We start from the raw sequence: 18,149 nt of genomic DNA, 5'->3' as shown, positions 1-18,149 counted from the left end.
TCAATACCGCAGAACCTGGCGCAAAATCTGACCGTCGCGCTCGACGGTGAAGCGCCACCAGCGGGTGTTCTGCGCGGCCGCGGCCGCAAGCGCCTTGGTCGTGTCGATCGTCACGCCATTGACCTCGCGCACGATGTCGCCCGGCTGGAAGCCGAAGCCGGCCGCCGGCGAGTTGCCGGCGACGTCCACCACGGCGACGCCCTTGGCGTCGGTCGGCATGCCGAGCTTCTGGGCAAGGCGCGGCGACAGTTCCGCCACCTGCGCCCCGGCAAAGGGGCTGCGCCCGCGCAGCGTGACCGGGGCGGCGTTCGTGCCCTCGGGCGCGCGCTCCAGCGTGATCTTCAGCGTCTCCGTCTGCCCCTTGCTGAGGACATCCAGGGTCGCCTCGGCGCCGATGGCCTGCGTCGCCAGCCGGTAGCCAAGCGCATCGACGCTTTCCAGCGCCGCACCGTTCATCTTCAGCACGACATCGCCCGGCTTCAGCCCGGCCTTGGCCGCCGGCCCTTGCGGCTCGACGGAGGTGACCAGCGCGCCGCTCGGCGCATCCATGCCGAGCGACTCGGCGATCTGCGGCGTCACCGGCTCGAACTGTGCGCCGATATAGGGCCGTTCGAAGAAATCGCGGCCGGCCTTGGCCGCCTCCACGAAGGCATGCACCATGTTGGACGGAATGGCGAAGCCGATGCCGATCGAGCCGCCGCTGCGCGAATAGATCGCCGTGTTGATGCCGATAAGCTGGCCGCCCATGTTGATCAGCGCCCCGCCCGAATTGCCGGGATTGATGGCGGCATCCGTCTGGATGAAGAAACCGAAGTCGGAAACGCCGATATGGCTGCGCGCCAGGCCAGAGACGATGCCGCTGGTGGTGGTCTGGCCTACCCCGAACGGATTGCCGATGGCAAGCACCAGGTCGCCGATCTCCAGCGCGTCGGAATCGCCGATGGGCACGACCGGGAACGGCTTGTCGCCCTCGATCTTGAGCACGGCAAGGTCGACCGTCTCGTCCTTGAGCAGGACCTTGCTGGTGAATTCGCGCCCGTCCGACGTGGCGACCTTCACCTCGTCCGCATCCTTGATGACGTGGAAATTGGTGACGACGATGCCGCTCGGATCGACCAGCACGCCCGACCCCAGCGAAGACTGCGCGCGCGGCCGCGAACGGCCGAAGAACTGCTCGAAGAACGGGTCGCCCTGGAACGGCGACACCACCTTGGCGGTCTGCGAGGCATAGACGTTGACCACGGCGGGAGCGGTCTGCTTGACCAGCGGCGCGAACGACAACTGCACCTCGTCGCGCCCGAACGGCACCCGCTTGTCCGGGCCGGGGGTCGGATTTTCGTTCTCGACACCGCGCAGCAGGTCCGTCAGCACATCGGTCAGGCCGGGGTCCTTTTCCTGCGCGACCGCCCGTTGGCTCGCCGACGCGGCGGCAAGCCCCACCAGCGCGCAAAGCACAAACAAGGACAGCCGTTTCAGCATATGCGAATCCTCCGAACCGTTCGCGCGCCATTGTGGTGAGGATTGTGCAAAATGAAAGGCCGATACTTTCTCCCAAGGCAAAGAAAACCCCGGCCGAGGCGGCCGGGGCGTCGTTTTCGTGCCGCAAGCGCTATTCGGCGCTGGCGCGCTGCTCCGGTTGCAGTTTCAGCGCCTCGCTGATGGTGTAGAACATGTCGGTCTGGTCCGTCAGCCCGACGAAATTTGCCGCGTATGGTCCGAAGGCCGCCACGCGCAATTGCGCGCCCGTATGCTCCTGGTCGTCCTCCTCGGCGTTGCCGTAGCTCACGGTCATCACCGAGCCGTCCCTTGTGGTGAGCGCCTGCGTGAGGCCCGGAGCCTTGGTCCCGTTGGGGATGATCTGGCTGGAATGGGCATGGTCGGCAGTAACGATCACCAGTGTCTTGCCATCGGCCTTGGCGAATTCGAGCGCCTTCTGCACCGCCTCGTCGAGGTCGACCGTCTCACCGATCTGCCCGCAGGGGTTGGCGGCGTGGTCCTGCTTGTCGATCGACGCGCCTTCGACCTGGAGGAAGAAACCCTTCTCGTTGCCCTTGAGAAGATCGATCGCCTTGGCAGTCATGCCGGCAAGCGTCGGCACCGAGGCCGCGCGCTCCGCGTTCGGCTCGCAGCTTATCGGCTCGGCATCGATATTGCCGTGGCGGCTGGCCTTCGGCCCCTTCCAGCGAACCGGCATGTTACCCTCGGCAAAGAGACCGAGCACCGGCTTGTCCTGATCCGCGGAAGCCACCGCGTTCAGCTCGTCCAGAGTGCCGACGATGGTGAAGCCGCGCTCCTTCGCCTGATCGAGCAGCGACTTGTCCTTCCAGTCGCCCGCCTTCGCGACCTCGTCGAATGACTTCGAGCCGCCACCGAGCACGACGTCGGCCCGGGTGTTCAATATCTGCTCGGAGATCGAGCCGGCGCCGCCGTTTTCCAGCGCGTTGCCGGCGCATTTTTCGCTGGTCGCCACCGGCCCGTAGCACTTGCGCCCGGTGACATGCGCCAGCAGCACGGCCGGCGTCGCGTCCTGTATCTCGGCGGTGGAGACATCGCCGGTGGCGAGCCCGGCCGCCTTGGCCATTTCGATCAGCGTGCGGTGCGGCTTCTCGTGGATATCGACGCCGATCGCGCCGTTATAGGTCTTAACACCCGTCGCCCAGGCCGTGCCGGAGGCGGCGGAATCGGTCACGTAGTCCGGCTTGCCCGTCTTCTTGTCGAGCGCGTAATGCGTGTACTGCCCGGTGATCGGCAGCGCATCGATGCCCTTGAAGAAGCCGCCCGCGCCCTCGGCATAGTTGCGGGCGATGGTTATCTCGGAATCCCCCATGCCGTCGCCGATCAGCAGGATGACGTTCTTCACCTCGCCATTGCCGATCAGCCCCTGCAGAGCCTGTGTGGCGTCGCCGGCCAGGCGGCGGGCGCCTCCGGGCTGGGTGATGTCGCCCTTGGCGGTGCGATCGAGATAGGTTTCGACGGAGGCGTTGTCCTGGGCCTGGCCTGCGCCGGCGGCAAGCAGGGTCACGGCGGCGGCGCCCGCCATCAGGAAATTGCGTGACAGATGGGTCATGGCGTGTCGATCCTTCGGATTTCTCGGGGTGGGTGGAGCCTTCAGCCCGCGAGAATTCTGTCCGGCACACGTGACCGTCGCATGACAATGCGGTTACCGATCCATGACGATCCACGCTCGGCAGGCGCGCCGCCTCGATCGCAAAAACAAAAAGGGGCCACGAAGGCCCCTTTCGATCGATCCGGAAGTGCCGGAAACTTACGCGGCAGCTTCCTCGCTGGCCTCGGCTTCGAGGCGGGCGCGGTCGGCAGCGCCCTTGGCCGAGGTGTCGCGGTCCACGAATTCGATGACGGCCATCGGAGCGTTGTCGCCCTTGCGGAAGCCGGCCTTCATGATGCGCAGATAGCCGCCGTTGCGGGTGGCGTAGCGCGGAGCCACGGTGTCGAACAGGCGCTTGACGACGTCTTCGTTGCCGATCTGTGCGATCACCTGGCGGCGGGCGTGCAGGTCGCCGCGCTTGCCGAGCGTCACCAGCTTCTCGACGATCGGACGCAGGTCCTTCGCCTTCGGCAGGGTGGTGACGATCTGCTCGTGCTCGATGAGCGACACGGCGAGGTTGGCGAACATCGACTTGCGATGGCTGATGCTGCGGGAGAAGCGGCGGCCTTTAAAACCGTGGCGCATGGCTCTTTTCCTTCTTTATCTGTTCAAGAGGCCACGGCCTCTGATGGTTTTCCGCATGGCCGTCGGACCGGCGCGCCGGTCCTTGGCACCATGCTCTATTCAGGTTCAGTACTGGTCCTCGTACCGCTTGGCGAGGTCCTCGATGTTCTCCGGCGGCCAATCCGGCACTTCCATGCCGAGGTGCAGGCCCATGGCCGCCAGCACTTCCTTGATCTCGTTGAGCGACTTGCGGCCGAAGTTCGGCGTGCGCAGCATCTCGGCTTCCGTCTTCTGGATCAGGTCGCCGATATAGACGATGTTGTCGTTCTTCAGGCAGTTGGCCGAACGCACCGAAAGCTCGAGCTCGTCGACCTTCTTGAGCAGCGCCGGATTGAAGGCAAGCTCGGTGACCTGCTCTTCGGCCTGCGCCTTCTGCGGCTCCTCGAAATTGACGAAGAGGCCGAGCTGGTCCTGCAGGATGCGGGCGGCGAAAGCCACCGCGTCCTCGCCCGAGATCGAACCGTTGGTCTCGATGGCCATGGTCAGCTTGTCGTAGTCGAGGACCTGGCCCTCGCGGGTGTTCTCGACCTTGTAGGACACCTTGCGGACCGGCGAGTAGAGCGAATCGACCGGGATCAGGCCGATCGGCGCGTCTTCGGCGCGGTTGCGCTCGGCCGGCACATAGCCCTTGCCGGTGTCGACCGTGAATTCCATGCGGATTTCCGCGCCCTCGTCCAGCGTGCAGATGACGTGGTCGGGGTTGAGGATCTCGACGTCGCCGACCGTCTGGATGTCGCCTGCCAGAACGGCGCCCGGACCCTGCTTGCGCACGACCATACGCTTGGGGCCGTCGCCTTCCATCTTGATGGCGATTTCCTTGATGTTGAGCACGATGTCGGTCACGTCCTCGCGCACGCCGGCGATCGAGGAGAATTCATGCAGAACGCCGTCGATCTGCACGGCGGTGACGGCAGCACCCCGCAGCGAAGACAGGAGCACGCGGCGCAGCGCGTTGCCAAGCGTCAGGCCGAAGCCCCGCTCAAGCGGCTCGGCCACCAGCGTGGTCAGCGTCTTGCCCTTCGACGAGAACTCGATCTTGTTGGGCTTGATCAGTTCCTGCCAGTTTTTCTGGATCATTTTTTCTTCCCTTGCTTGCCCGCCACCATCCAATCGTGACGGGCGACCTGGAAATTACGGATGAGCGCTCGTGGCGCTCATCCGGCAGTTCGAAAAGATATCAGACCCGGCGCTTCTTGCGCGGGCGGCAGCCATTGTGCGGGATCGGCGTCACGTCGCGGATCGAGGTGATGGTGAAGCCGGCGGCCTGCAGCGCGCGCAGCGCCGACTCACGGCCCGAACCCGGTCCGCAAACCTCGACCTCGAGGGTGCGCATGCCGTGCTCCTGCGCCTTCTTGGCGCAATCCTCGGCTGCCATCTGGGCGGCGAACGGGGTCGACTTGCGCGAACCCTTGAAGCCCTGGGCGCCGGCCGACGACCAGGCAATCGCATTGCCCTGCGCGTCGGAAATGGTGATCATCGTGTTGTTGAAGGTCGAGTTGACGTGGGCGACACCCGACGAGATATTCTTGCGCTCGCGGCGACGAACGCGTGTGACTTCCTTGGCCATAATGGTCCTTTCAACTGATATCTACGCCGCCGTAACGCCAGCGGCTACACCTGGGAAGGGAGTAAGGGAACAGGTGAGCAGGGAAGTATGCTTGCGTCGCGGCAGGCCGCAGCGTCGTACAGACTCCCTTACTCCCCTACTTCCATATTCCCTTGAATTACTTCTTCTTGCCGGCGATCGCCTTGGCCGGACCCTTGCGGGTGCGCGCATTGGTATGCGTGCGCTGGCCGCGCACCGGCAGCGAGCGGCGATGGCGCAGGCCGCGGTAGCAGCCGAGGTCCATCAGGCGCTTGATGTTCATCGAGACTTCGCGGCGCAGGTCGCCCTCGACCTGGTAGTCGCGGTCGATGGTTTCGCGGATCTGCAGGATTTCGGCGTCGGTAAGCTGGTTGACGCGACGCTCGGCCGGGATACCGACCTTCTCGACGATCTCCTGGGCAAATTTCTTGCCGATGCCGTGGATGTACTGAAGCGCGATGACGACGCGCTTGTTGGTCGGAATGTTGACGCCGGCTATACGAGCCATATCTACTTCTCCATGTGGGCCGGACAGCGCCGGCGCTTTTCAAGAGGCCCCGCGTCCGGTGGAGGCCGGCCCTTGCGGGTGTTCCGTATTCAATGCGAATAACCCGTCCTTTCGGACAGGCAAGCTTCATGCCTGATAGGGAGACGCGCCGCCATACTCCGCAGGGGCGGCGCTGTCAAGTGTCTGTTAAGCGTTCACCGCAGCGGCGACCAGCTTCTCGATCTCGGCGGTGACCGTATCCATGTCCGCCATGCCGTCCACCGTCTTCAGTTGGCCGGTGCCGGCATAGTACTTCGACAGCGGCGCGGTCTTCTCGCGATACTCATCGAGGCGCTTCTTGAACGACTCGGGATTATCGTCCGCCCTCACCTGCCCGCCGGCGGCCTTGGTGTCGGCCACGCGCTTTTCCATGCGCTTGAGCAGGGCGTTCTCGTCGACCTTGAGCTCGATGACCGCGTCGAGTTCCTGCCCCTTGCCGGCCAGGATGCGCGTCAGCGCCTCGGCCTGCGGCACGGTGCGCGGAAATCCGTCGAGGATGAAGCCGCGTGCGGCATCCGGCTCGCCGACCCGGTCGGAGACGATCTGGTTGACGATCTCGTCCGACACCAGCCCGCCGGCATCCATGATCGCCTTGGCGCGCTTGCCGACTTCGGTTCCGGCCTTCACCGCCGCCCGCAGCATGTCGCCGGTCGACAGTTGCGGAATGCCGTGCTTCTCGACCAGCCGCTGCGCCTGCGTCCCTTTGCCCGCTCCGGGCGGTCCGAGCAATATCAGCCTCATCTGTTTCTCTTACCCCCGCGCAGCTTCGATTTCTTGATCAGGCCCTCATACTGATGGGCAACCAGGTGGCCCTGAAGTTGCGCCACGGTATCGAGCGTAACACTGACCACGATCAAAAGCGAAGTGCCACCAAGGTAGAAGGGGATGCCAGTGGCCGAGATGAGGTATTCCGGCAGCAGACACACCGCCACCAGGTAAATGGCGCCGACTACGGTGATGCGCGTGAGCACGTAGTCGATATAGTCTGCGGTGCGTTCGCCCGGACGGTAGCCCGGGATGAAGCCGGAGTGCTTCTTCAACTGGTCGGCCGTTTCCTTCGGATTGAAGACGATGGCCGTGTAGAAGAAGGTGAAGAACGCGATCATGCCGCCGTAGAAGATCATGTAGAGTGGCTGGCCGTGACCGAAGGTGGTGAGGATGGTCTGCACCCAGGACGGCAGGTTCGTGCTGTCGGAAAAGCCCGCCAGCGTCGCCGGCAGGAGCAGCAGCGAGGAAGCGAAGATCGGCGGGATGACGCCCGAGGTGTTCAGCTTCAGCGGCAGGTGCGAGGTATCGCCCTGGAACATGCGGTTGCCGACCTGGCGCTTCGGATACTGGATCAGGAGCCGACGCTGGGCGCGCTCCATGAACACCATCAGCATGATCACCGCGACGGCGAGCACGAGGATCGCCAGCAACAGGCTGGTCGGCAGCGCGCCGGTGCGGCCAAGTTCCAGCGTGCCGCTGAGCGCCGCCGGCATGCCGGCGACGATGCCGGCGAAGATGATCAGCGAAACGCCGTTGCCGATGCCGCGCGCCGTGATCTGCTCGCCGAGCCACATCAGGAACATGGTGCCGCCGGTCAGGCTGATGACGGCCGAGATCTCGAAGAACGGCCCGGGATTGGTGACGATGTTGTTGCCGCTCGATAGGCCGACGGCGATGCCGTAGGACTGCACGATCGCCAGGAGCACGGTGCCGTAGCGCGTGTACTGGTTGATGATCTTGCGGCCCTGCTCGCCTTCCTTCTTCAGCGCCTCGAGCGACGGAATGACCGACGTCATGAGCTGCATGATGATGGACGCGGAAATATAGGGCATCACGCCGAGCGCGAAGATCGCCATGCGCTCCACGGCGCCGCCGGCGAACATGTTGAACATGCCGAGCACGCCGCCGCTCTGCTGCTGGAACGCCTGCGCGAACGCCTCCGGGTTGATGCCGGGCAGCGGGATATAGGTGCCGAGCCGATAGACGAACAGCGCACCCAGCGTGAACCAGATGCGCTTCTTCAGGTCTTCGGCCTTGGCGAAGGCCGCGAAATTGAGATTGGAGGCTAGTTGTTCAGCAGCCGAAGCCATGCGTGATTCTCCGCTTGGTCACGCTCAGGGGCCCGCAGGTCAGGGCGATGCGTGACACCGAAGCCACCGAGATAGGCTCCGCGTGCCAAAGATGCAAGCGGCCGCGATGACGCGGCCGCCTACGGAAAAACGTTACTCGGCGGCGGCCTGTTCGGGCAGCTTGACCGAACCGCCGGCCTTCTCGATCTTCTCGATCGCGGCCTTGGAAGCGCCGGCGACGTCGAAGGAAAGCTTGGCCTTGAGCTCGCCGTCCGAAAGCACGCGCACGCCGTCCTTGGCGCGGCGCAGCACGCCGGCCTTGACCAGCGCCTCGGCATTCACCGTCTCCTTGGCGTCGAGCTTCTTGGCATCGATCGCCGCCTGCACGCGGCCGAGCGACACGGTCGCGAAGCTCTTGGCGAAGATGTTGTTGAAGCCGCGCTTGGGCAGGCGGCGGTAGAGCGGCATCTGGCCGCCCTCGAAGCCGTTGATCGCCACGCCGGAGCGGGACTTCTGGCCCTTGACGCCGCGGCCGCCGGTCTTGCCCTTGCCCGAGCCGATGCCGCGACCGACGCGCTTCTTGGACGGGGTCGCGCCTTCGTTGTCACGCAGTTCGTTGAGTTTCATGGTCGTTCTCCTGCGCGCCGGCTCAAGCCTCGTCCACGACGCGGACGAGGTGCTGAACGGCTGCAATCATGCCGCGCACGGAGGGCGTATCCTCCAGCGTGCTTTTCCTGTGCATCTTGTTGAGGCCGAGGCCGACCAGCGTCGCGCGCTGCTCTTTGGGCCGGCGGATCGGCGAGCCGATCTGCTCAACGGTGATGGTCTTTCCTGCTTTCTTGGCCATGGTCCTGGTCCTTGTCAGCGCCGACTATTCTTCAGCCGCTACGGCACTGCCGCGGCGGGCCTGAAGCGTCGAATACTTGATGCCGCGCGCGGCAGCCACATCCTTCGGATGCATCTGGTTCTTCAGCGCGTCGAAGGTGGCGCGAACCATGTTGTACGGGTTCGAGGAACCCATCGACTTGGCGACGACGTCATGCATGCCGAGCGTCTCGAACACGGCGCGCATCGGGCCGCCGGCGATGATGCCGGTACCGACCTTGGCCGAGCGCAGGAGAACGCGGCCGGCGCCCCAGCGCCCTTCCACGTCGTGGTGCAGCGTGCGGCCGGAGCGCAGCGGCACGAAGATCATGTCGCGCTTGGCCGATTCGGTCGCCTTGCGGATGGCTTCCGGCACTTCGCGCGCCTTGCCATGGCCGAAACCGACCCGGCCCTTCTGGTCGCCGACGACGACGAGCGCGGCGAAGCCGAAGCGACGGCCGCCCTTCACCACCTTGGCGACGCGGTTGATGTGAACGAGCTTGTCGACGATGCCGTCGTCACGCTCTTCGCGGTCCCGGCCGCGTTCGCGGCCCCTGGGTTCCTGTGCCATATCCTAGTTCCTTGTTCTTTTCCGGAAGCACGGGTTACTGAATGCCGGTCCTCTTAGCGGGCACCGGCGGCGAAATCAAATGCCTCTTGAACGATCGGGCGCGAAAGTCGGCGAATCTGCGCCGACCACCGCCCGATCAGTCGCTTAGAAGTTCAGGCCACCCTCGCGGGCGGCTTCGGCCAGGGCCTTGACGCGGCCGTGATAGATGTAGGCGCCGCGGTCGAACACGACGTCCTTGACGCCGGCCTTGATAGCGCGATCGGCGATCAGCTTGCCGATGGCGGCGGCGGCGGCGGTGTCGGCCCCGGTCTTCTTGCCGGCCTTGAAATCCTTTTCCAGGGTCGACGCGGCGGCCAGCGTCTGGCCCTTCGCGTCGTCGATCAGCTGGACGTAGATGTTCTTCGAGGTGCGGTGCACCGACAGGCGCGGACGGCCGTTGGCGACGCTCTTGAGCTGGCGGCGAACGCGCGCCGAGCGGCGCTGGGTGGTCTCTTTGGATGCCATAGTAGTCTTCTGCCTTCATGAACCGGGGCTTGCCCTATGCGGTAGCCGAAGCTCCCGCGACAATGCCCCGTGGCGTTGAAATCCCGAGGGTGCGGACGAATACGTATCGCCCTGCCCCTCGCTGTCTTACTTCTTCTTGCCTTCCTTGCGGACGATCTTCTCGCCCTCGTAGCGCACGCCCTTGCCCTTGTAGGGCTCGGGTTCGCGATACTCGCGGATTTCCGCGGCAACCTGACCCACCTTCTGCTTGTCGATGCCCGAAACGGTGATTTCGGTGGGCTTCGGCGTGGCGATGGTGATGCCTTCCGGCGTCTGGTACACAACTTCATGGCTGAAGCCGAGCGAAAGCTGCAGGTTCTTGCCCTGCATCGCCGCACGGTAGCCAACGCCGCTGATCTCGAGCTTGCGCTCGAAGCCGTCCTTCACGCCCGTCAGGATGTTGACGATCTGCGTGCGCGACATGCCCCACTTGGAGCGGGCTTCCTTGGACTGGTCGCGCGGCTGGACGGCGATCTCGCCGTTCTCCATCTTGACCAGCACCTCGTCGTTCACGACGAACTTCAGCTCGCCCTTCGGACCCTTGGCCGTCACGGTCTGGCCGTCGACGCTCGCGGTCACGCCCTGCGGAACAGATACGGGCTTCTTACCAATACGAGACATTTGGTGTCTCCTCTTTCCTTAGTCTTCGCAAATGGCGGGCGGTAAAAGGGTGAATGGACGAAGGGCCGCTTGGCACCTGGTCTGTCACCCTTCCCTGCTCACCATTGACCATTCACCCTTAGAATACCTGGCAGAGAACTTCGCCGCCGACATTCTGTTCGCGGGCCTCGTGATCGGCCATCACACCCTTCGGGGTCGAAAGAATGGCGATGCCGAGCCCGTTGGCTACCTGCGGGATGGACTTGGCCGAAACGTAGACGCGGCGGCCAGGCTTCGAAACGCGGGCGATTTCACGCACCACCGGCGAGCCGTCGAAATACTTCAGCTCGATGTTGATCTCGGACTTGCCGTTATCGAAATCGGTCTGGCTGTAGTCGCGGATATAGCCTTCGGACTTCAGCACGTCGAGGACGCGGGCGCGCAGCCGCGAGGCCGGCGTCGAAACGCTCGACTTCTTGCGGCCATAGGCGTTGCGGATGCGGGTCAGCATATCGCCGATAGGATCGCTCAATGACATCTCGTGTCCTCCTTACCAGCTCGACTTGACCAGGCCCGGGATCTGGCCGTTATTGCCGAGATCGCGAAGCGCGATACGCGAAACCTTGAGCTTGCGATAGTAGGAGCGCGGACGCCCGGTCACTTCGCAGCGATTGCGGATGCGGATCTTGGCCGAGTTGCGCGGCAGCGCCGAAAGCTTCAGCTGGGCGCGGAAGCGCTCGTCCATCGGCTTGGACTGATCCATGATGATCGCCTTCAGGGCGGCCCGGCGCGCGGCGTACTGGTCCACGAGCTTGCGGCGGTGCTTGTTCTTTTCGACTGAGCTGGTCTTTGCCATTTCAGATTTTCCTTTGCTCGCTGCCGTTACTGGCGGAAGGGGAAGTTGAAAGCCTTGAGCAGAGCCCTGGCTTCGTCGTCCGTCTTCGCCGTCGTACATACGATGACGTCCATGCCCCAGACCTGATCGACCTTGTCGTAGTTGATCTCCGGGAACACGATGTGCTCCTTGATGCCCATGGCGTAATTGCCACGGCCGTCAAAGCTCTTGGGGTTCAGGCCGCGGAAGTCGCGAACGCGCGGCAGCGCGATGTTGACCAGGCGATCCAGGAACTCGTACATGCGCTCCTGGCGCAGCGTGACCTTGGCGCCGATCGGCATGTGCTCGCGCACCTTGAAGCCGGCGATCGACTTGCGCGCACGGGTCACGACGGCCTTCTGGCCGGTGATCAGCGCGAGGTCCTCGGCCGCGACCGAAGGCTTCTTCGAGTCCGCCGTGGCTTCGCCGACGCCCATGTTCAGCACGATCTTGTCGATGCGCGGAATCTGCATCTCGTTGTCGTACTTGAACTGCTCCATCATCGCCTTGCGGATGGTCTCGTTATAGACCTTCTTCAGCCGCGGCGTGTTCTTGGCTTCTGCCTGTGCTGCCTTAGCCATTGATGACTTCTCCTGAGCGCTTGGCGACGCGCACCTTCTTGCCGTCCTTCTCGAACTTGAAGCCGACGCGGGTCGGCTTGCCGTCCTTGGGGTCGGCGATCGCGATGTTCGAAAGGTGGATCGGCGCTTCCTTGGTGATGATCCCGCCCTCTTGGGACTGGGTCTGCTTCTGGTGGCGGCGGATCAGGTTGACGCCGCGCACCAGCGCGGTGTCTTCCTTCGGCTGCACCGAAAGGACTTCGCCGGTACGGCCCTTGTCCTTGCCGGCCAGGACGACGACCTTGTCGCCTTTACGGATCTTTTGCATTGGTCGGTTCCCTTACAGCACTTCAGGCGCGAGCGAGATGATCTTCATGTGGTTCTTGGCGCGCAGTTCGCGCGGAACCGGTCCGAAGATACGCGTGCCGACCGGCTCTTTCTTGTTGTCGACGAGAACGGCCGCGTTCTTGTCGAAACGGATCACGCTGCCGTCGGGGCGGCGGATGTCCTTGGCCGTGCGGACCACGACCGCCTTCATCACATCGCCCTTCTTGACGCGCCCGCGCGGAATGGCTTCCTTGATCGACACCACGATGATGTCGCCGACGGAGGCGTACTTCCGCTTCGAGCCGCCCAGCACCTTGATGCACATGACACGACGTGCGCCGGAATTATCCGCCACGTCGAGGTTTGTTTGCATCTGAATCATGACTGGCCGCCTTCTTCTTTTCTAACGGAGCGGGCGGTTCACGCCCTCCCCCAGTCTGTCTGAAATTCGTCTCTGCTCAGGCCTGGTCGCTCTCGACCACGACCCAGCGCTTGTCCTTGGAGATCGGCGCCGACTCCTGGATGAACACCTGGTCGCCGACCTTGTGTGCGTTGTTCTCGTCATGCGCCTTGTAGCGCTTGGACATACGAACAACCTTCTTCATAACGGGATGCGTGAAGCGCCGTTCGACTTTGACAACGACCGTCTTCTCGTTCTTGTCGCTGACGACGGTGCCCTGCAGAATGCGCTTTGGCATGATCTTCGTCCTTAAGCCTTCTTGGCAGCGGATTTTTCCGCCGCGATGGTCTTGATACGCGCGATGTCCCTGCGGACTTCCTTGACGCGCGCGGTCTTTTCGAGCTGGCCGGTCGCCTTCTGGAAGCGCAGGTTGAACTGCTCCTTCTTCAGGCTCGCCAGTTCATCGGTAAGCTGATCCTGCGTCTTGGCGCGGAGATCGTCGGCTTTCATGATCTTGATCCTTATTCCGCAATGCGCTGAACGAAGCGCGTCCTGACCGACAGCTTGGCGGCGCCGAGGCGCAGCGCCTCACGCGCCGTCTCTTCCGGAACGCCGTCGATCTCGAACATGATGCGACCCGGCTTGACGCGAGCGGCCCAGTAGTCCACCGCGCCCTTGCCCTTGCCCATGCGGACTTCGGTCGGCTTCGAGGTCACCGGCAGATCCGGGAAAATGCGGATCCACACGCGGCCGGCGCGCTTCATCTCGCGGGTGATCGCGCGGCGGGCCGCCTCGATCTCACGCGCGGTAACGCGGTTCGGCTCCAGCGCCTTCAGCCCGAAGCCGCCGAAATTCAGGTCGGTGCCGCCCTTGGCAGCGCCGTGAATGCGACCCTTGAACTGCTTGCGGAACTTCGTGCGCTTCGGTTGCAGCATCTTATCTACTCCAGATTCTCAAAATCCGCTCAGGCGTTCTCGCGGCGGCGGCTGCCACCGCGGTCGCCGGCGTGATCGCCCTCGGTCGCGCGGCGCTCGGAGGCCATCGGGTCATGCTCGAGGATCTCGCCCTTGAACACCCAGACCTTGACGCCGCAGATACCGTAGGCGGTGTTGGCTTCGGCCGTGCCGTAGTCGACGTCGGCGCGCAGCGTGTGCAGCGGCACGCGGCCCTCGCGGTACCACTCCATGCGCGCGATTTCCGCGCCGCCGAGACGGCCGCCGCAGTTGATGCGGATGCCTTCGGCGCCCAGGCGCATCGCCGACTGGACGGCGCGCTTCATGGCGCGGCGGAACGCGATACGGCGCTCGAGCTGCTGGGCGATCGACTGCGCGATCAGCGTCGCGTCGGTCTCCGGCTTGCGCACCTCGACGATGTTGAGGTGCGTCTCGGACTGCGTCATCTCCATCAGCTTCTTGCGAAGCTTCTCGATGTCCGCGCCCTTCTTGCCGATGATCAGGCCCGGACGCGCGGCATGGATGGTGACGCGGCACTTCTTGTGCGGACGCTCGATGACGATCTTGGAGATCGCCGCCTGCTTGAGTTCCTTTTCCAGGTACTCGCGGATCTTCAGGTCCTCATGCAGCAGCTTGCCGTAGTCGCCGGTGTTCGCGTACCAGCGCGAATCCCAGGTCCGGTTGATGCCGAGGCGAAGACCGATCGGATTGATTTTCTGGCCCATTATGCGGCCTCCCCTTTTTCTTCGACTTCACGAACGACGATCGTGAGGTGCGAGAACGGCTTCTCGACGCGGCTGGCACGACCGCGGCCACGGGCGTGGAAACGCTTCATGACGATCGATTTGCCGACATAGGCTTCCGCCACCACCAGGGCATCGACGTCGAGGTCGTGGTTGTTTTCCGCGTTGGCGATCGCCGATTCCAGCGTCTTCTTGACGGTGCCGGAAATCCGCTTGGCCGAGAATTCGAGATCGTTGAGCGCCGCCGCAACCTTCTTGCCGCGGATCAGCGCGGCAACCAGGTTGAGCTTCTGCGGGCTGATACGGATCGTGCGCAGGACGGCGCGCGCTTCGTTGTCAGCAAGCCTGCGCGGAGCTTTGGCCTTGCCCATGATTATTTCCTCTTCGCTTTCTTATCCGCACCATGACCGTAGTAGGTCCGGGTCGGAGCGAACTCACCGAACTTGTGCCCGACCATGTCCTCGTTCACCGAGACCGGAACATGCTTCTGGCCGTTATAGACGCCGAAGGTGAGGCCGACGAACTGCGGCAGGATGGTGGAACGGCGGCTCCACATCTTGATCACCTCATTGCGACCGCCTTCACGAACCTTGTCTGCCTTCTTCAGAAGGAAGCCGTCGATAAAGGGGCCTTTCCAAATAGAACGAGTCACTTGGGCCTACCTCTTGTTAGCTCTTGCGCTGATGACGCGAGCGCAGGATGAACTTGTCGGTCGCCTTGTTGGACCGCGTCTTCTTGCCCTTGGTGGGCTTGCCCCACGGGGTCACCGGATGGCGGCCGCCGGAGGTGCGGCCTTCACCGCCGCCATGCGGGTGGTCGACCGGGTTCATCACGACGCCGCGGTTGTGCGGGCGCTTGCCGCGCCAGACCGTGCGTCCGGCCTTGCCGTCGTTGATGTTGCCGTGGTCGGCATTGGACACCGCGCCGACCGTCGCCAGGCAGGAGCCGTGCACGACGCGCTGCTCTCCGGAGGAAAGCCGCAGGATCGCCATGCCCTGGTCGCGACCGACCAGCTGGGCATAGGTACCGGCCGAACGGGCCACCTGGGCGCCCTTGCCCGGCTTCAGCTCGATGTTGTGGACGATGGTGCCCACCGGCATCGCCGAAAGCGGCATCGCGTTGCCCGGCTTGACGTCGACGGACTCGCCGGCGACGACCTTGTCGCCAGGGGCCAGGCGCTGCGGCGCGATGATGTAGGACAGCTCGCCGTCCTCATACTTGATCAGCGCGATGAAGGCCGACCGGTTCGGGTCGTACTCGAGACGCTCGACCGTGCCGACGACGTCGAACTTGCGACGCTTGAAGTCGATGATGCGGTACGAACGCTTGTGACCGCCGCCGATGAAGCGGGCCGTGATGCGACCGTAGTTGTTGCGGCCGCCGGACTTGGTCAGGCCCTCGGTCAGGCCCTTGACGGGCTTGCCCTTGTAGAGACCCGAGCGGTCGACGATGACCAGCTGGCGGGTGCTCGGCGTAATCGGGTTGAAATGCTTCAATGCCATTTTCTTATCCTCGCGGCCCCGTTCACAGGCCCGTCGCGACGTCGATCGACTGACCGTCGACCAGGGTCACCACCGCCTTCTTGACGTCGCCCTGGCGGCCGATCGTGCCACGGAAGCGCTTGACCTTGCCCTTGCGAACCAGCGTGTTGACCGCCGTCACCTTGACGCCGAACAGCGCCTCGACGGCGGCCTTGATCTCCGGCTTCGTCGCCTTCTTGGCGACGTTGAAGACCACCTGGTTCTGCTCGGAAGCCATGGTCGACTTTTCGGTGATCGCGGGAGAAACGATCACGTCGTAGTGACGAAGGTCGGTCATTTGAAGCGCTCCTCGAGAGCCTCGACGGCGGCCTTGGAAAGGACCAGCGTGCCGCGGCGCATGATGTCGTAGACGTTGATGCCCTGGATCGGCAGCACGTCGATGTTGGGAATGTTGGTCGCCGCCAGCTTGAAGTTCTGGTCGAGCTCGGCGCCACCGATCACCAGTGCGTTGGTGAGGCCGAGCGCCGCCAGGTTGGCGACCAGCGCCTTGGTCTTGGCCTCGGCGAGCTTCAGGTCGTCGATGACGATCAGGCTCGACGTCTTGGCCTTGGCCGACAGCGCGTGCTTGAGGCCGAGCGCGCGGACCTTCTTCGGCAGGTCGTGCTCATGGCTGCGCACGACCGGGCCGTGCGCCTTGCCACCGCCGCGAAACTGCGGAGCGCGGGCCGAAGAGTGACGGGCGCGGCCCGTACCCTTCTGCTTGTACATCTTGGAGCCGGTACGCGCGATGTCGGCGCGGCCCTTGGCCTGATGCGTGCCCTGCTGGCGCTTGGCCAGCTGCCAGCGCACGACGCGCTGCAGGATGTCCTCGCGCGGGTCGAGGCCGAAAATCGCCTCGGAAAGCTCCACCTTGCCGGCGTCCTTGCCGGCAAGCGTCGTGATCTTGATGTCCATTATTCCGCTCCCTCGGTGGCCGGGGCTTCTTCCTTCTTCGCCACGCGGATGCCCGCCGGCTTCGGCGCATTGGCCGGCAGCGGAGCCTTCACGGCGTCGCGTACATAAATCCACGAACCGGCGGAACCGGGGACGGCGCCACGGATCAGGATCAGGCCGCGGTCGAGGTCGGTCGAAACGATCTCGACGTTCTGGGTGGTCACGCGGACCGAACCCAGGTGGCCGGCCATCTTCTTGCCCTTGAACACCTTGCCCGGATCCTGGCGCTGGCCGGTCGAACCGTGAATGCGGTGCGACAGCGAGTTACCGTGCGAAGCGCGGCCCGAACCGAAATGGTGGCGCTTGATGACGCCCTGGAAGCCCTTGCCGATCGTCGTGCCCGTCACGTCGACCTTCTGGCCGGCGACGAAGTGCTCGACGGTGATCTCGGAGCCGACATCGATCATGTTGTCGGCCGAAACGCGGAACTCCGCGACCTTCGCCTTGGGCTCGACCGAAGCGGTGGCGAAATGCCCGCGCATCGCCTTCGTCGTGTTCTTTACCTTGGCAAGGCCGACGCCGAGCTGAACGGCGGTGTAGCCATTCTTCTCCTGCGTGCGCTGGGCAACGACCTGGCAGTTCTCCATGTGGAGAACGGTGACGGGGACATGCTCGCCTGCATCGTTATAGATGCGGGTCATTCCCACCTTCTTTGCAATCACACCTGAACGCATCGGTTCATCTTCCTTCAGAGGAGCCATCGGCCTGTCGCCTTAGGCTCATGTCTTTTCAAGGTTCCCTGTCGGGTCCTAGAGCTTGATCTCGACGTCGACGCCGGCGGCCAGGTCGAGCTTCATGAGAGCGTCGACGGTCTGCGGCGTCGGATCGACGATGTCGAGCAGCCGCTTGTGGGTGCGCATCTCGAACTGCTCGCGGCTCTTCTTGTCGACGTGGGGCGAGCGGTTGACCGTGAACTTCTCGATCCGCGTCGGCAGCGGAATGGGGCCGCGGACATTTGCGCCCGTGCGCTTGGCCGTCGACACGATTTCGCGGGTCGAAGCATCGAGCACCCGGTGGTCAAACGCCTTGAGGCGGATGCGGATATTCTGTCCGTTCATTTAGTCATTCCTTGTTCCGGCGCGGCGCGGACAATTTGAGCCGCGCCGACGACAGATCGCTTAAGTCTTCTTCTTACTCTTTGATGGATGCGACGATGCCGGCGCCGACGGTGCGGCCGCCTTCACGGATGGCGAAGCGCAGCTTCTCCTCCATGGCGATCGGCACGATCAGTTCCACGTCGACCGTGATGTTGTCGCCCGGCATCACCATCTCGGTGCCTTCCGGCAGCGTCACCACGCCCGTCACGTCCGTCGTGCGGAAG

At 64.0% G+C, this 18,149-nt stretch carries 30 protein-coding genes; all 30 read right to left on the bottom strand.

Features of this window, described 5'->3' with window-relative positions; genetic code table 11:
- Entirely contained in the window at window positions 1-1,479 is a 1,479-nt protein-coding gene (locus tag ACFOHJ_RS15620) for a DegQ family serine endoprotease (RefSeq protein ID WP_378222023.1), read from the bottom strand.
- A gap of 130 nt (window positions 1,480-1,609) precedes the next feature.
- Entirely contained in the window at window positions 1,610-3,067 is a 1,458-nt protein-coding gene (gene phoA, locus ACFOHJ_RS15615; RefSeq protein WP_378222021.1) for an alkaline phosphatase, read from the bottom strand.
- A gap of 198 nt (window positions 3,068-3,265) precedes the next feature.
- Complete coding sequence (rplQ, locus tag ACFOHJ_RS15610; RefSeq protein WP_378222019.1) at window positions 3,266-3,691, bottom strand: 50S ribosomal protein L17; 426 nt, start codon at window positions 3,689-3,691, stop codon at window positions 3,266-3,268.
- A gap of 105 nt (window positions 3,692-3,796) precedes the next feature.
- Window positions 3,797-4,807, bottom strand: a complete 1,011-nt coding sequence (locus tag ACFOHJ_RS15605) for a DNA-directed RNA polymerase subunit alpha (protein WP_378222018.1) — start codon at window positions 4,805-4,807, stop codon at window positions 3,797-3,799.
- Between the two features lie 100 nt (window positions 4,808-4,907).
- Window positions 4,908-5,297, bottom strand: a complete 390-nt coding sequence (gene rpsK / locus ACFOHJ_RS15600) for a 30S ribosomal protein S11 (RefSeq protein WP_378222016.1) — start codon at window positions 5,295-5,297, stop codon at window positions 4,908-4,910.
- A gap of 157 nt (window positions 5,298-5,454) precedes the next feature.
- The gene (gene rpsM / locus ACFOHJ_RS15595; RefSeq protein WP_378222015.1) at window positions 5,455-5,823 is read right to left on the bottom strand and encodes a 30S ribosomal protein S13; all 369 of its coding nucleotides are present in this window, start codon (window positions 5,821-5,823) and stop codon (window positions 5,455-5,457) included.
- A 186-nt stretch (window positions 5,824-6,009) separates the two neighbouring features.
- Window positions 6,010-6,603, bottom strand: coding sequence for an adenylate kinase (locus tag ACFOHJ_RS15590; protein ID WP_378222013.1), 594 nt, complete (start codon window positions 6,601-6,603; stop codon window positions 6,010-6,012).
- Window positions 6,600-7,940 (bottom strand): preprotein translocase subunit SecY, encoded by a 1,341-nt coding sequence (gene secY / locus ACFOHJ_RS15585; protein ID WP_378222012.1) that lies wholly within the window; start codon window positions 7,938-7,940, stop codon window positions 6,600-6,602. Before secY ends, ACFOHJ_RS15590 begins: the two co-directional genes overlap by 4 nt.
- A gap of 132 nt (window positions 7,941-8,072) precedes the next feature.
- Window positions 8,073-8,546 carry a 50S ribosomal protein L15 gene (gene rplO, locus ACFOHJ_RS15580; protein ID WP_378222010.1) on the bottom strand — a complete coding sequence of 158 codons (474 nt, stop codon included), beginning with the start codon at window positions 8,544-8,546 and terminating at the stop codon, window positions 8,073-8,075.
- 22 nt (window positions 8,547-8,568) lie between these two features.
- Window positions 8,569-8,766, bottom strand: a complete 198-nt coding sequence (gene rpmD, locus ACFOHJ_RS15575) for a 50S ribosomal protein L30 (protein WP_378222009.1) — start codon at window positions 8,764-8,766, stop codon at window positions 8,569-8,571.
- Window positions 8,767-8,790: 24 nt separating this feature from the next.
- Entirely contained in the window at window positions 8,791-9,354 is a 564-nt protein-coding gene (gene rpsE, locus ACFOHJ_RS15570; protein WP_378222007.1) for a 30S ribosomal protein S5, read from the bottom strand.
- A gap of 144 nt (window positions 9,355-9,498) precedes the next feature.
- On the bottom strand, window positions 9,499-9,858 hold the full coding sequence (rplR, locus tag ACFOHJ_RS15565) for a 50S ribosomal protein L18 (RefSeq protein ID WP_378222005.1): 360 nt from the start codon (window positions 9,856-9,858) through the stop codon (window positions 9,499-9,501).
- Between the two features lie 126 nt (window positions 9,859-9,984).
- Window positions 9,985-10,518 carry a 50S ribosomal protein L6 gene (gene rplF, locus ACFOHJ_RS15560; protein WP_378222003.1) on the bottom strand — a complete coding sequence of 178 codons (534 nt, stop codon included), beginning with the start codon at window positions 10,516-10,518 and terminating at the stop codon, window positions 9,985-9,987.
- Window positions 10,519-10,636: 118 nt separating this feature from the next.
- A complete protein-coding gene (gene rpsH / locus ACFOHJ_RS15555; protein ID WP_378222001.1) occupies window positions 10,637-11,035 on the bottom strand; it encodes a 30S ribosomal protein S8 in 399 nt (132 codons plus the stop codon).
- Between the two features lie 12 nt (window positions 11,036-11,047).
- Complete coding sequence (rpsN, locus tag ACFOHJ_RS15550; RefSeq protein ID WP_378221999.1) at window positions 11,048-11,353, bottom strand: 30S ribosomal protein S14; 306 nt, start codon at window positions 11,351-11,353, stop codon at window positions 11,048-11,050.
- Window positions 11,354-11,379: 26 nt separating this feature from the next.
- On the bottom strand, window positions 11,380-11,952 hold the full coding sequence (gene rplE / locus ACFOHJ_RS15545) for a 50S ribosomal protein L5 (protein ID WP_378221997.1): 573 nt from the start codon (window positions 11,950-11,952) through the stop codon (window positions 11,380-11,382).
- Window positions 11,945-12,259 (bottom strand): 50S ribosomal protein L24, encoded by a 315-nt coding sequence (rplX, locus tag ACFOHJ_RS15540; protein ID WP_378221996.1) that lies wholly within the window; start codon window positions 12,257-12,259, stop codon window positions 11,945-11,947. Before rplX ends, rplE begins: the two co-directional genes overlap by 8 nt.
- A 12-nt stretch (window positions 12,260-12,271) precedes the next feature.
- The gene (rplN, locus tag ACFOHJ_RS15535; RefSeq protein WP_024924768.1) at window positions 12,272-12,640 is read right to left on the bottom strand and encodes a 50S ribosomal protein L14; all 369 of its coding nucleotides are present in this window, start codon (window positions 12,638-12,640) and stop codon (window positions 12,272-12,274) included.
- 76 nt (window positions 12,641-12,716) lie between these two features.
- Entirely contained in the window at window positions 12,717-12,956 is a 240-nt protein-coding gene (gene rpsQ / locus ACFOHJ_RS15530; protein WP_378221994.1) for a 30S ribosomal protein S17, read from the bottom strand.
- Window positions 12,957-12,967: 11 nt separating this feature from the next.
- The gene (rpmC, locus tag ACFOHJ_RS15525) at window positions 12,968-13,168 is read right to left on the bottom strand and encodes a 50S ribosomal protein L29 (protein ID WP_378221992.1); all 201 of its coding nucleotides are present in this window, start codon (window positions 13,166-13,168) and stop codon (window positions 12,968-12,970) included.
- Window positions 13,169-13,179: 11 nt separating this feature from the next.
- A complete protein-coding gene (gene rplP / locus ACFOHJ_RS15520) occupies window positions 13,180-13,593 on the bottom strand; it encodes a 50S ribosomal protein L16 (protein WP_378221990.1) in 414 nt (137 codons plus the stop codon).
- Between the two features lie 29 nt (window positions 13,594-13,622).
- Window positions 13,623-14,336, bottom strand: a complete 714-nt coding sequence (rpsC, locus tag ACFOHJ_RS15515; RefSeq protein WP_378221988.1) for a 30S ribosomal protein S3 — start codon at window positions 14,334-14,336, stop codon at window positions 13,623-13,625.
- Window positions 14,336-14,725, bottom strand: coding sequence for a 50S ribosomal protein L22 (rplV, locus tag ACFOHJ_RS15510; RefSeq protein ID WP_378221987.1), 390 nt, complete (start codon window positions 14,723-14,725; stop codon window positions 14,336-14,338). The genes rpsC and rplV overlap by 1 nt, the downstream gene beginning before the upstream one ends.
- 2 nt (window positions 14,726-14,727) lie before the next feature.
- A complete protein-coding gene (gene rpsS, locus ACFOHJ_RS15505) occupies window positions 14,728-15,006 on the bottom strand; it encodes a 30S ribosomal protein S19 (RefSeq protein WP_378221985.1) in 279 nt (92 codons plus the stop codon).
- Window positions 15,007-15,022: 16 nt separating this feature from the next.
- A complete protein-coding gene (rplB, locus tag ACFOHJ_RS15500; RefSeq protein ID WP_378221984.1) occupies window positions 15,023-15,856 on the bottom strand; it encodes a 50S ribosomal protein L2 in 834 nt (277 codons plus the stop codon).
- Between the two features lie 22 nt (window positions 15,857-15,878).
- On the bottom strand, window positions 15,879-16,172 hold the full coding sequence (locus tag ACFOHJ_RS15495; RefSeq protein ID WP_378221982.1) for a 50S ribosomal protein L23: 294 nt from the start codon (window positions 16,170-16,172) through the stop codon (window positions 15,879-15,881).
- The gene (rplD, locus tag ACFOHJ_RS15490) at window positions 16,169-16,789 is read right to left on the bottom strand and encodes a 50S ribosomal protein L4 (RefSeq protein ID WP_378221980.1); all 621 of its coding nucleotides are present in this window, start codon (window positions 16,787-16,789) and stop codon (window positions 16,169-16,171) included. Before rplD ends, ACFOHJ_RS15495 begins: the two co-directional genes overlap by 4 nt.
- On the bottom strand, window positions 16,789-17,502 hold the full coding sequence (gene rplC / locus ACFOHJ_RS15485; protein ID WP_378221979.1) for a 50S ribosomal protein L3: 714 nt from the start codon (window positions 17,500-17,502) through the stop codon (window positions 16,789-16,791). The genes rplD and rplC overlap by 1 nt, the downstream gene beginning before the upstream one ends.
- A gap of 75 nt (window positions 17,503-17,577) precedes the next feature.
- Window positions 17,578-17,886, bottom strand: a complete 309-nt coding sequence (rpsJ, locus tag ACFOHJ_RS15480) for a 30S ribosomal protein S10 (protein ID WP_006205468.1) — start codon at window positions 17,884-17,886, stop codon at window positions 17,578-17,580.
- A gap of 73 nt (window positions 17,887-17,959) precedes the next feature.
- Window positions 17,960-18,149 (bottom strand): EF-Tu C-terminal domain-related protein (locus ACFOHJ_RS15475; RefSeq protein ID WP_449224167.1); only part of this gene is annotated, 190 nt, incomplete at its 5' end.

It is taken from the genome of Aquamicrobium soli (assembly GCF_042646345.1).
Taxonomy (GTDB): domain Bacteria; phylum Pseudomonadota; class Alphaproteobacteria; order Rhizobiales; family Rhizobiaceae; genus Mesorhizobium; species Mesorhizobium soli_A.
The sequence above is the reverse complement of the archived record's forward strand: the minus strand, read 5'-3'. Positions and strand labels throughout refer to the sequence as shown.

Coding starts and splice junctions, on each gene's coding strand:
- ACFOHJ_RS15620 (WP_378222023.1), bottom strand. CDS start 1,479: ATGCTGAAACGGCTGTCCTTGTTTGTGCTTTGCGCGCTGGTGGGGCTT.
- phoA (WP_378222021.1), bottom strand. CDS start 3,067: ATGACCCATCTGTCACGCAATTTCCTGATGGCGGGCGCCGCCGCCGTG.
- rplQ (WP_378222019.1), bottom strand. CDS start 3,691: ATGCGCCACGGTTTTAAAGGCCGCCGCTTCTCCCGCAGCATCAGCCAT.
- ACFOHJ_RS15605 (WP_378222018.1), bottom strand. CDS start 4,807: ATGATCCAGAAAAACTGGCAGGAACTGATCAAGCCCAACAAGATCGAG.
- rpsK (WP_378222016.1), bottom strand. CDS start 5,297: ATGGCCAAGGAAGTCACACGCGTTCGTCGCCGCGAGCGCAAGAATATC.
- rpsM (WP_378222015.1), bottom strand. CDS start 5,823: ATGGCTCGTATAGCCGGCGTCAACATTCCGACCAACAAGCGCGTCGTC.
- ACFOHJ_RS15590 (WP_378222013.1), bottom strand. CDS start 6,603: ATGAGGCTGATATTGCTCGGACCGCCCGGAGCGGGCAAAGGGACGCAG.
- secY (WP_378222012.1), bottom strand. CDS start 7,940: ATGGCTTCGGCTGCTGAACAACTAGCCTCCAATCTCAATTTCGCGGCC.
- rplO (WP_378222010.1), bottom strand. CDS start 8,546: ATGAAACTCAACGAACTGCGTGACAACGAAGGCGCGACCCCGTCCAAG.
- rpmD (WP_378222009.1), bottom strand. CDS start 8,766: ATGGCCAAGAAAGCAGGAAAGACCATCACCGTTGAGCAGATCGGCTCG.
- rpsE (WP_378222007.1), bottom strand. CDS start 9,354: ATGGCACAGGAACCCAGGGGCCGCGAACGCGGCCGGGACCGCGAAGAG.
- rplR (WP_378222005.1), bottom strand. CDS start 9,858: ATGGCATCCAAAGAGACCACCCAGCGCCGCTCGGCGCGCGTTCGCCGC.
- rplF (WP_378222003.1), bottom strand. CDS start 10,518: ATGTCTCGTATTGGTAAGAAGCCCGTATCTGTTCCGCAGGGCGTGACC.
- rpsH (WP_378222001.1), bottom strand. CDS start 11,035: ATGTCATTGAGCGATCCTATCGGCGATATGCTGACCCGCATCCGCAAC.
- rpsN (WP_378221999.1), bottom strand. CDS start 11,353: ATGGCAAAGACCAGCTCAGTCGAAAAGAACAAGCACCGCCGCAAGCTC.
- rplE (WP_378221997.1), bottom strand. CDS start 11,952: ATGGCTAAGGCAGCACAGGCAGAAGCCAAGAACACGCCGCGGCTGAAG.
- rplX (WP_378221996.1), bottom strand. CDS start 12,259: ATGCAAAAGATCCGTAAAGGCGACAAGGTCGTCGTCCTGGCCGGCAAG.
- rplN (WP_024924768.1), bottom strand. CDS start 12,640: ATGATTCAGATGCAAACAAACCTCGACGTGGCGGATAATTCCGGCGCA.
- rpsQ (WP_378221994.1), bottom strand. CDS start 12,956: ATGCCAAAGCGCATTCTGCAGGGCACCGTCGTCAGCGACAAGAACGAG.
- rpmC (WP_378221992.1), bottom strand. CDS start 13,168: ATGAAAGCCGACGATCTCCGCGCCAAGACGCAGGATCAGCTTACCGAT.
- rplP (WP_378221990.1), bottom strand. CDS start 13,593: ATGCTGCAACCGAAGCGCACGAAGTTCCGCAAGCAGTTCAAGGGTCGC.
- rpsC (WP_378221988.1), bottom strand. CDS start 14,336: ATGGGCCAGAAAATCAATCCGATCGGTCTTCGCCTCGGCATCAACCGG.
- rplV (WP_378221987.1), bottom strand. CDS start 14,725: ATGGGCAAGGCCAAAGCTCCGCGCAGGCTTGCTGACAACGAAGCGCGC.
- rplB (WP_378221984.1), bottom strand. CDS start 15,856: ATGGCATTGAAGCATTTCAACCCGATTACGCCGAGCACCCGCCAGCTG.
- ACFOHJ_RS15495 (WP_378221982.1), bottom strand. CDS start 16,172: ATGACCGACCTTCGTCACTACGACGTGATCGTTTCTCCCGCGATCACC.
- rplD (WP_378221980.1), bottom strand. CDS start 16,789: ATGGACATCAAGATCACGACGCTTGCCGGCAAGGACGCCGGCAAGGTG.
- rplC (WP_378221979.1), bottom strand. CDS start 17,502: ATGCGTTCAGGTGTGATTGCAAAGAAGGTGGGAATGACCCGCATCTAT.
- rpsJ (WP_006205468.1), bottom strand. CDS start 17,886: ATGAACGGACAGAATATCCGCATCCGCCTCAAGGCGTTTGACCACCGG.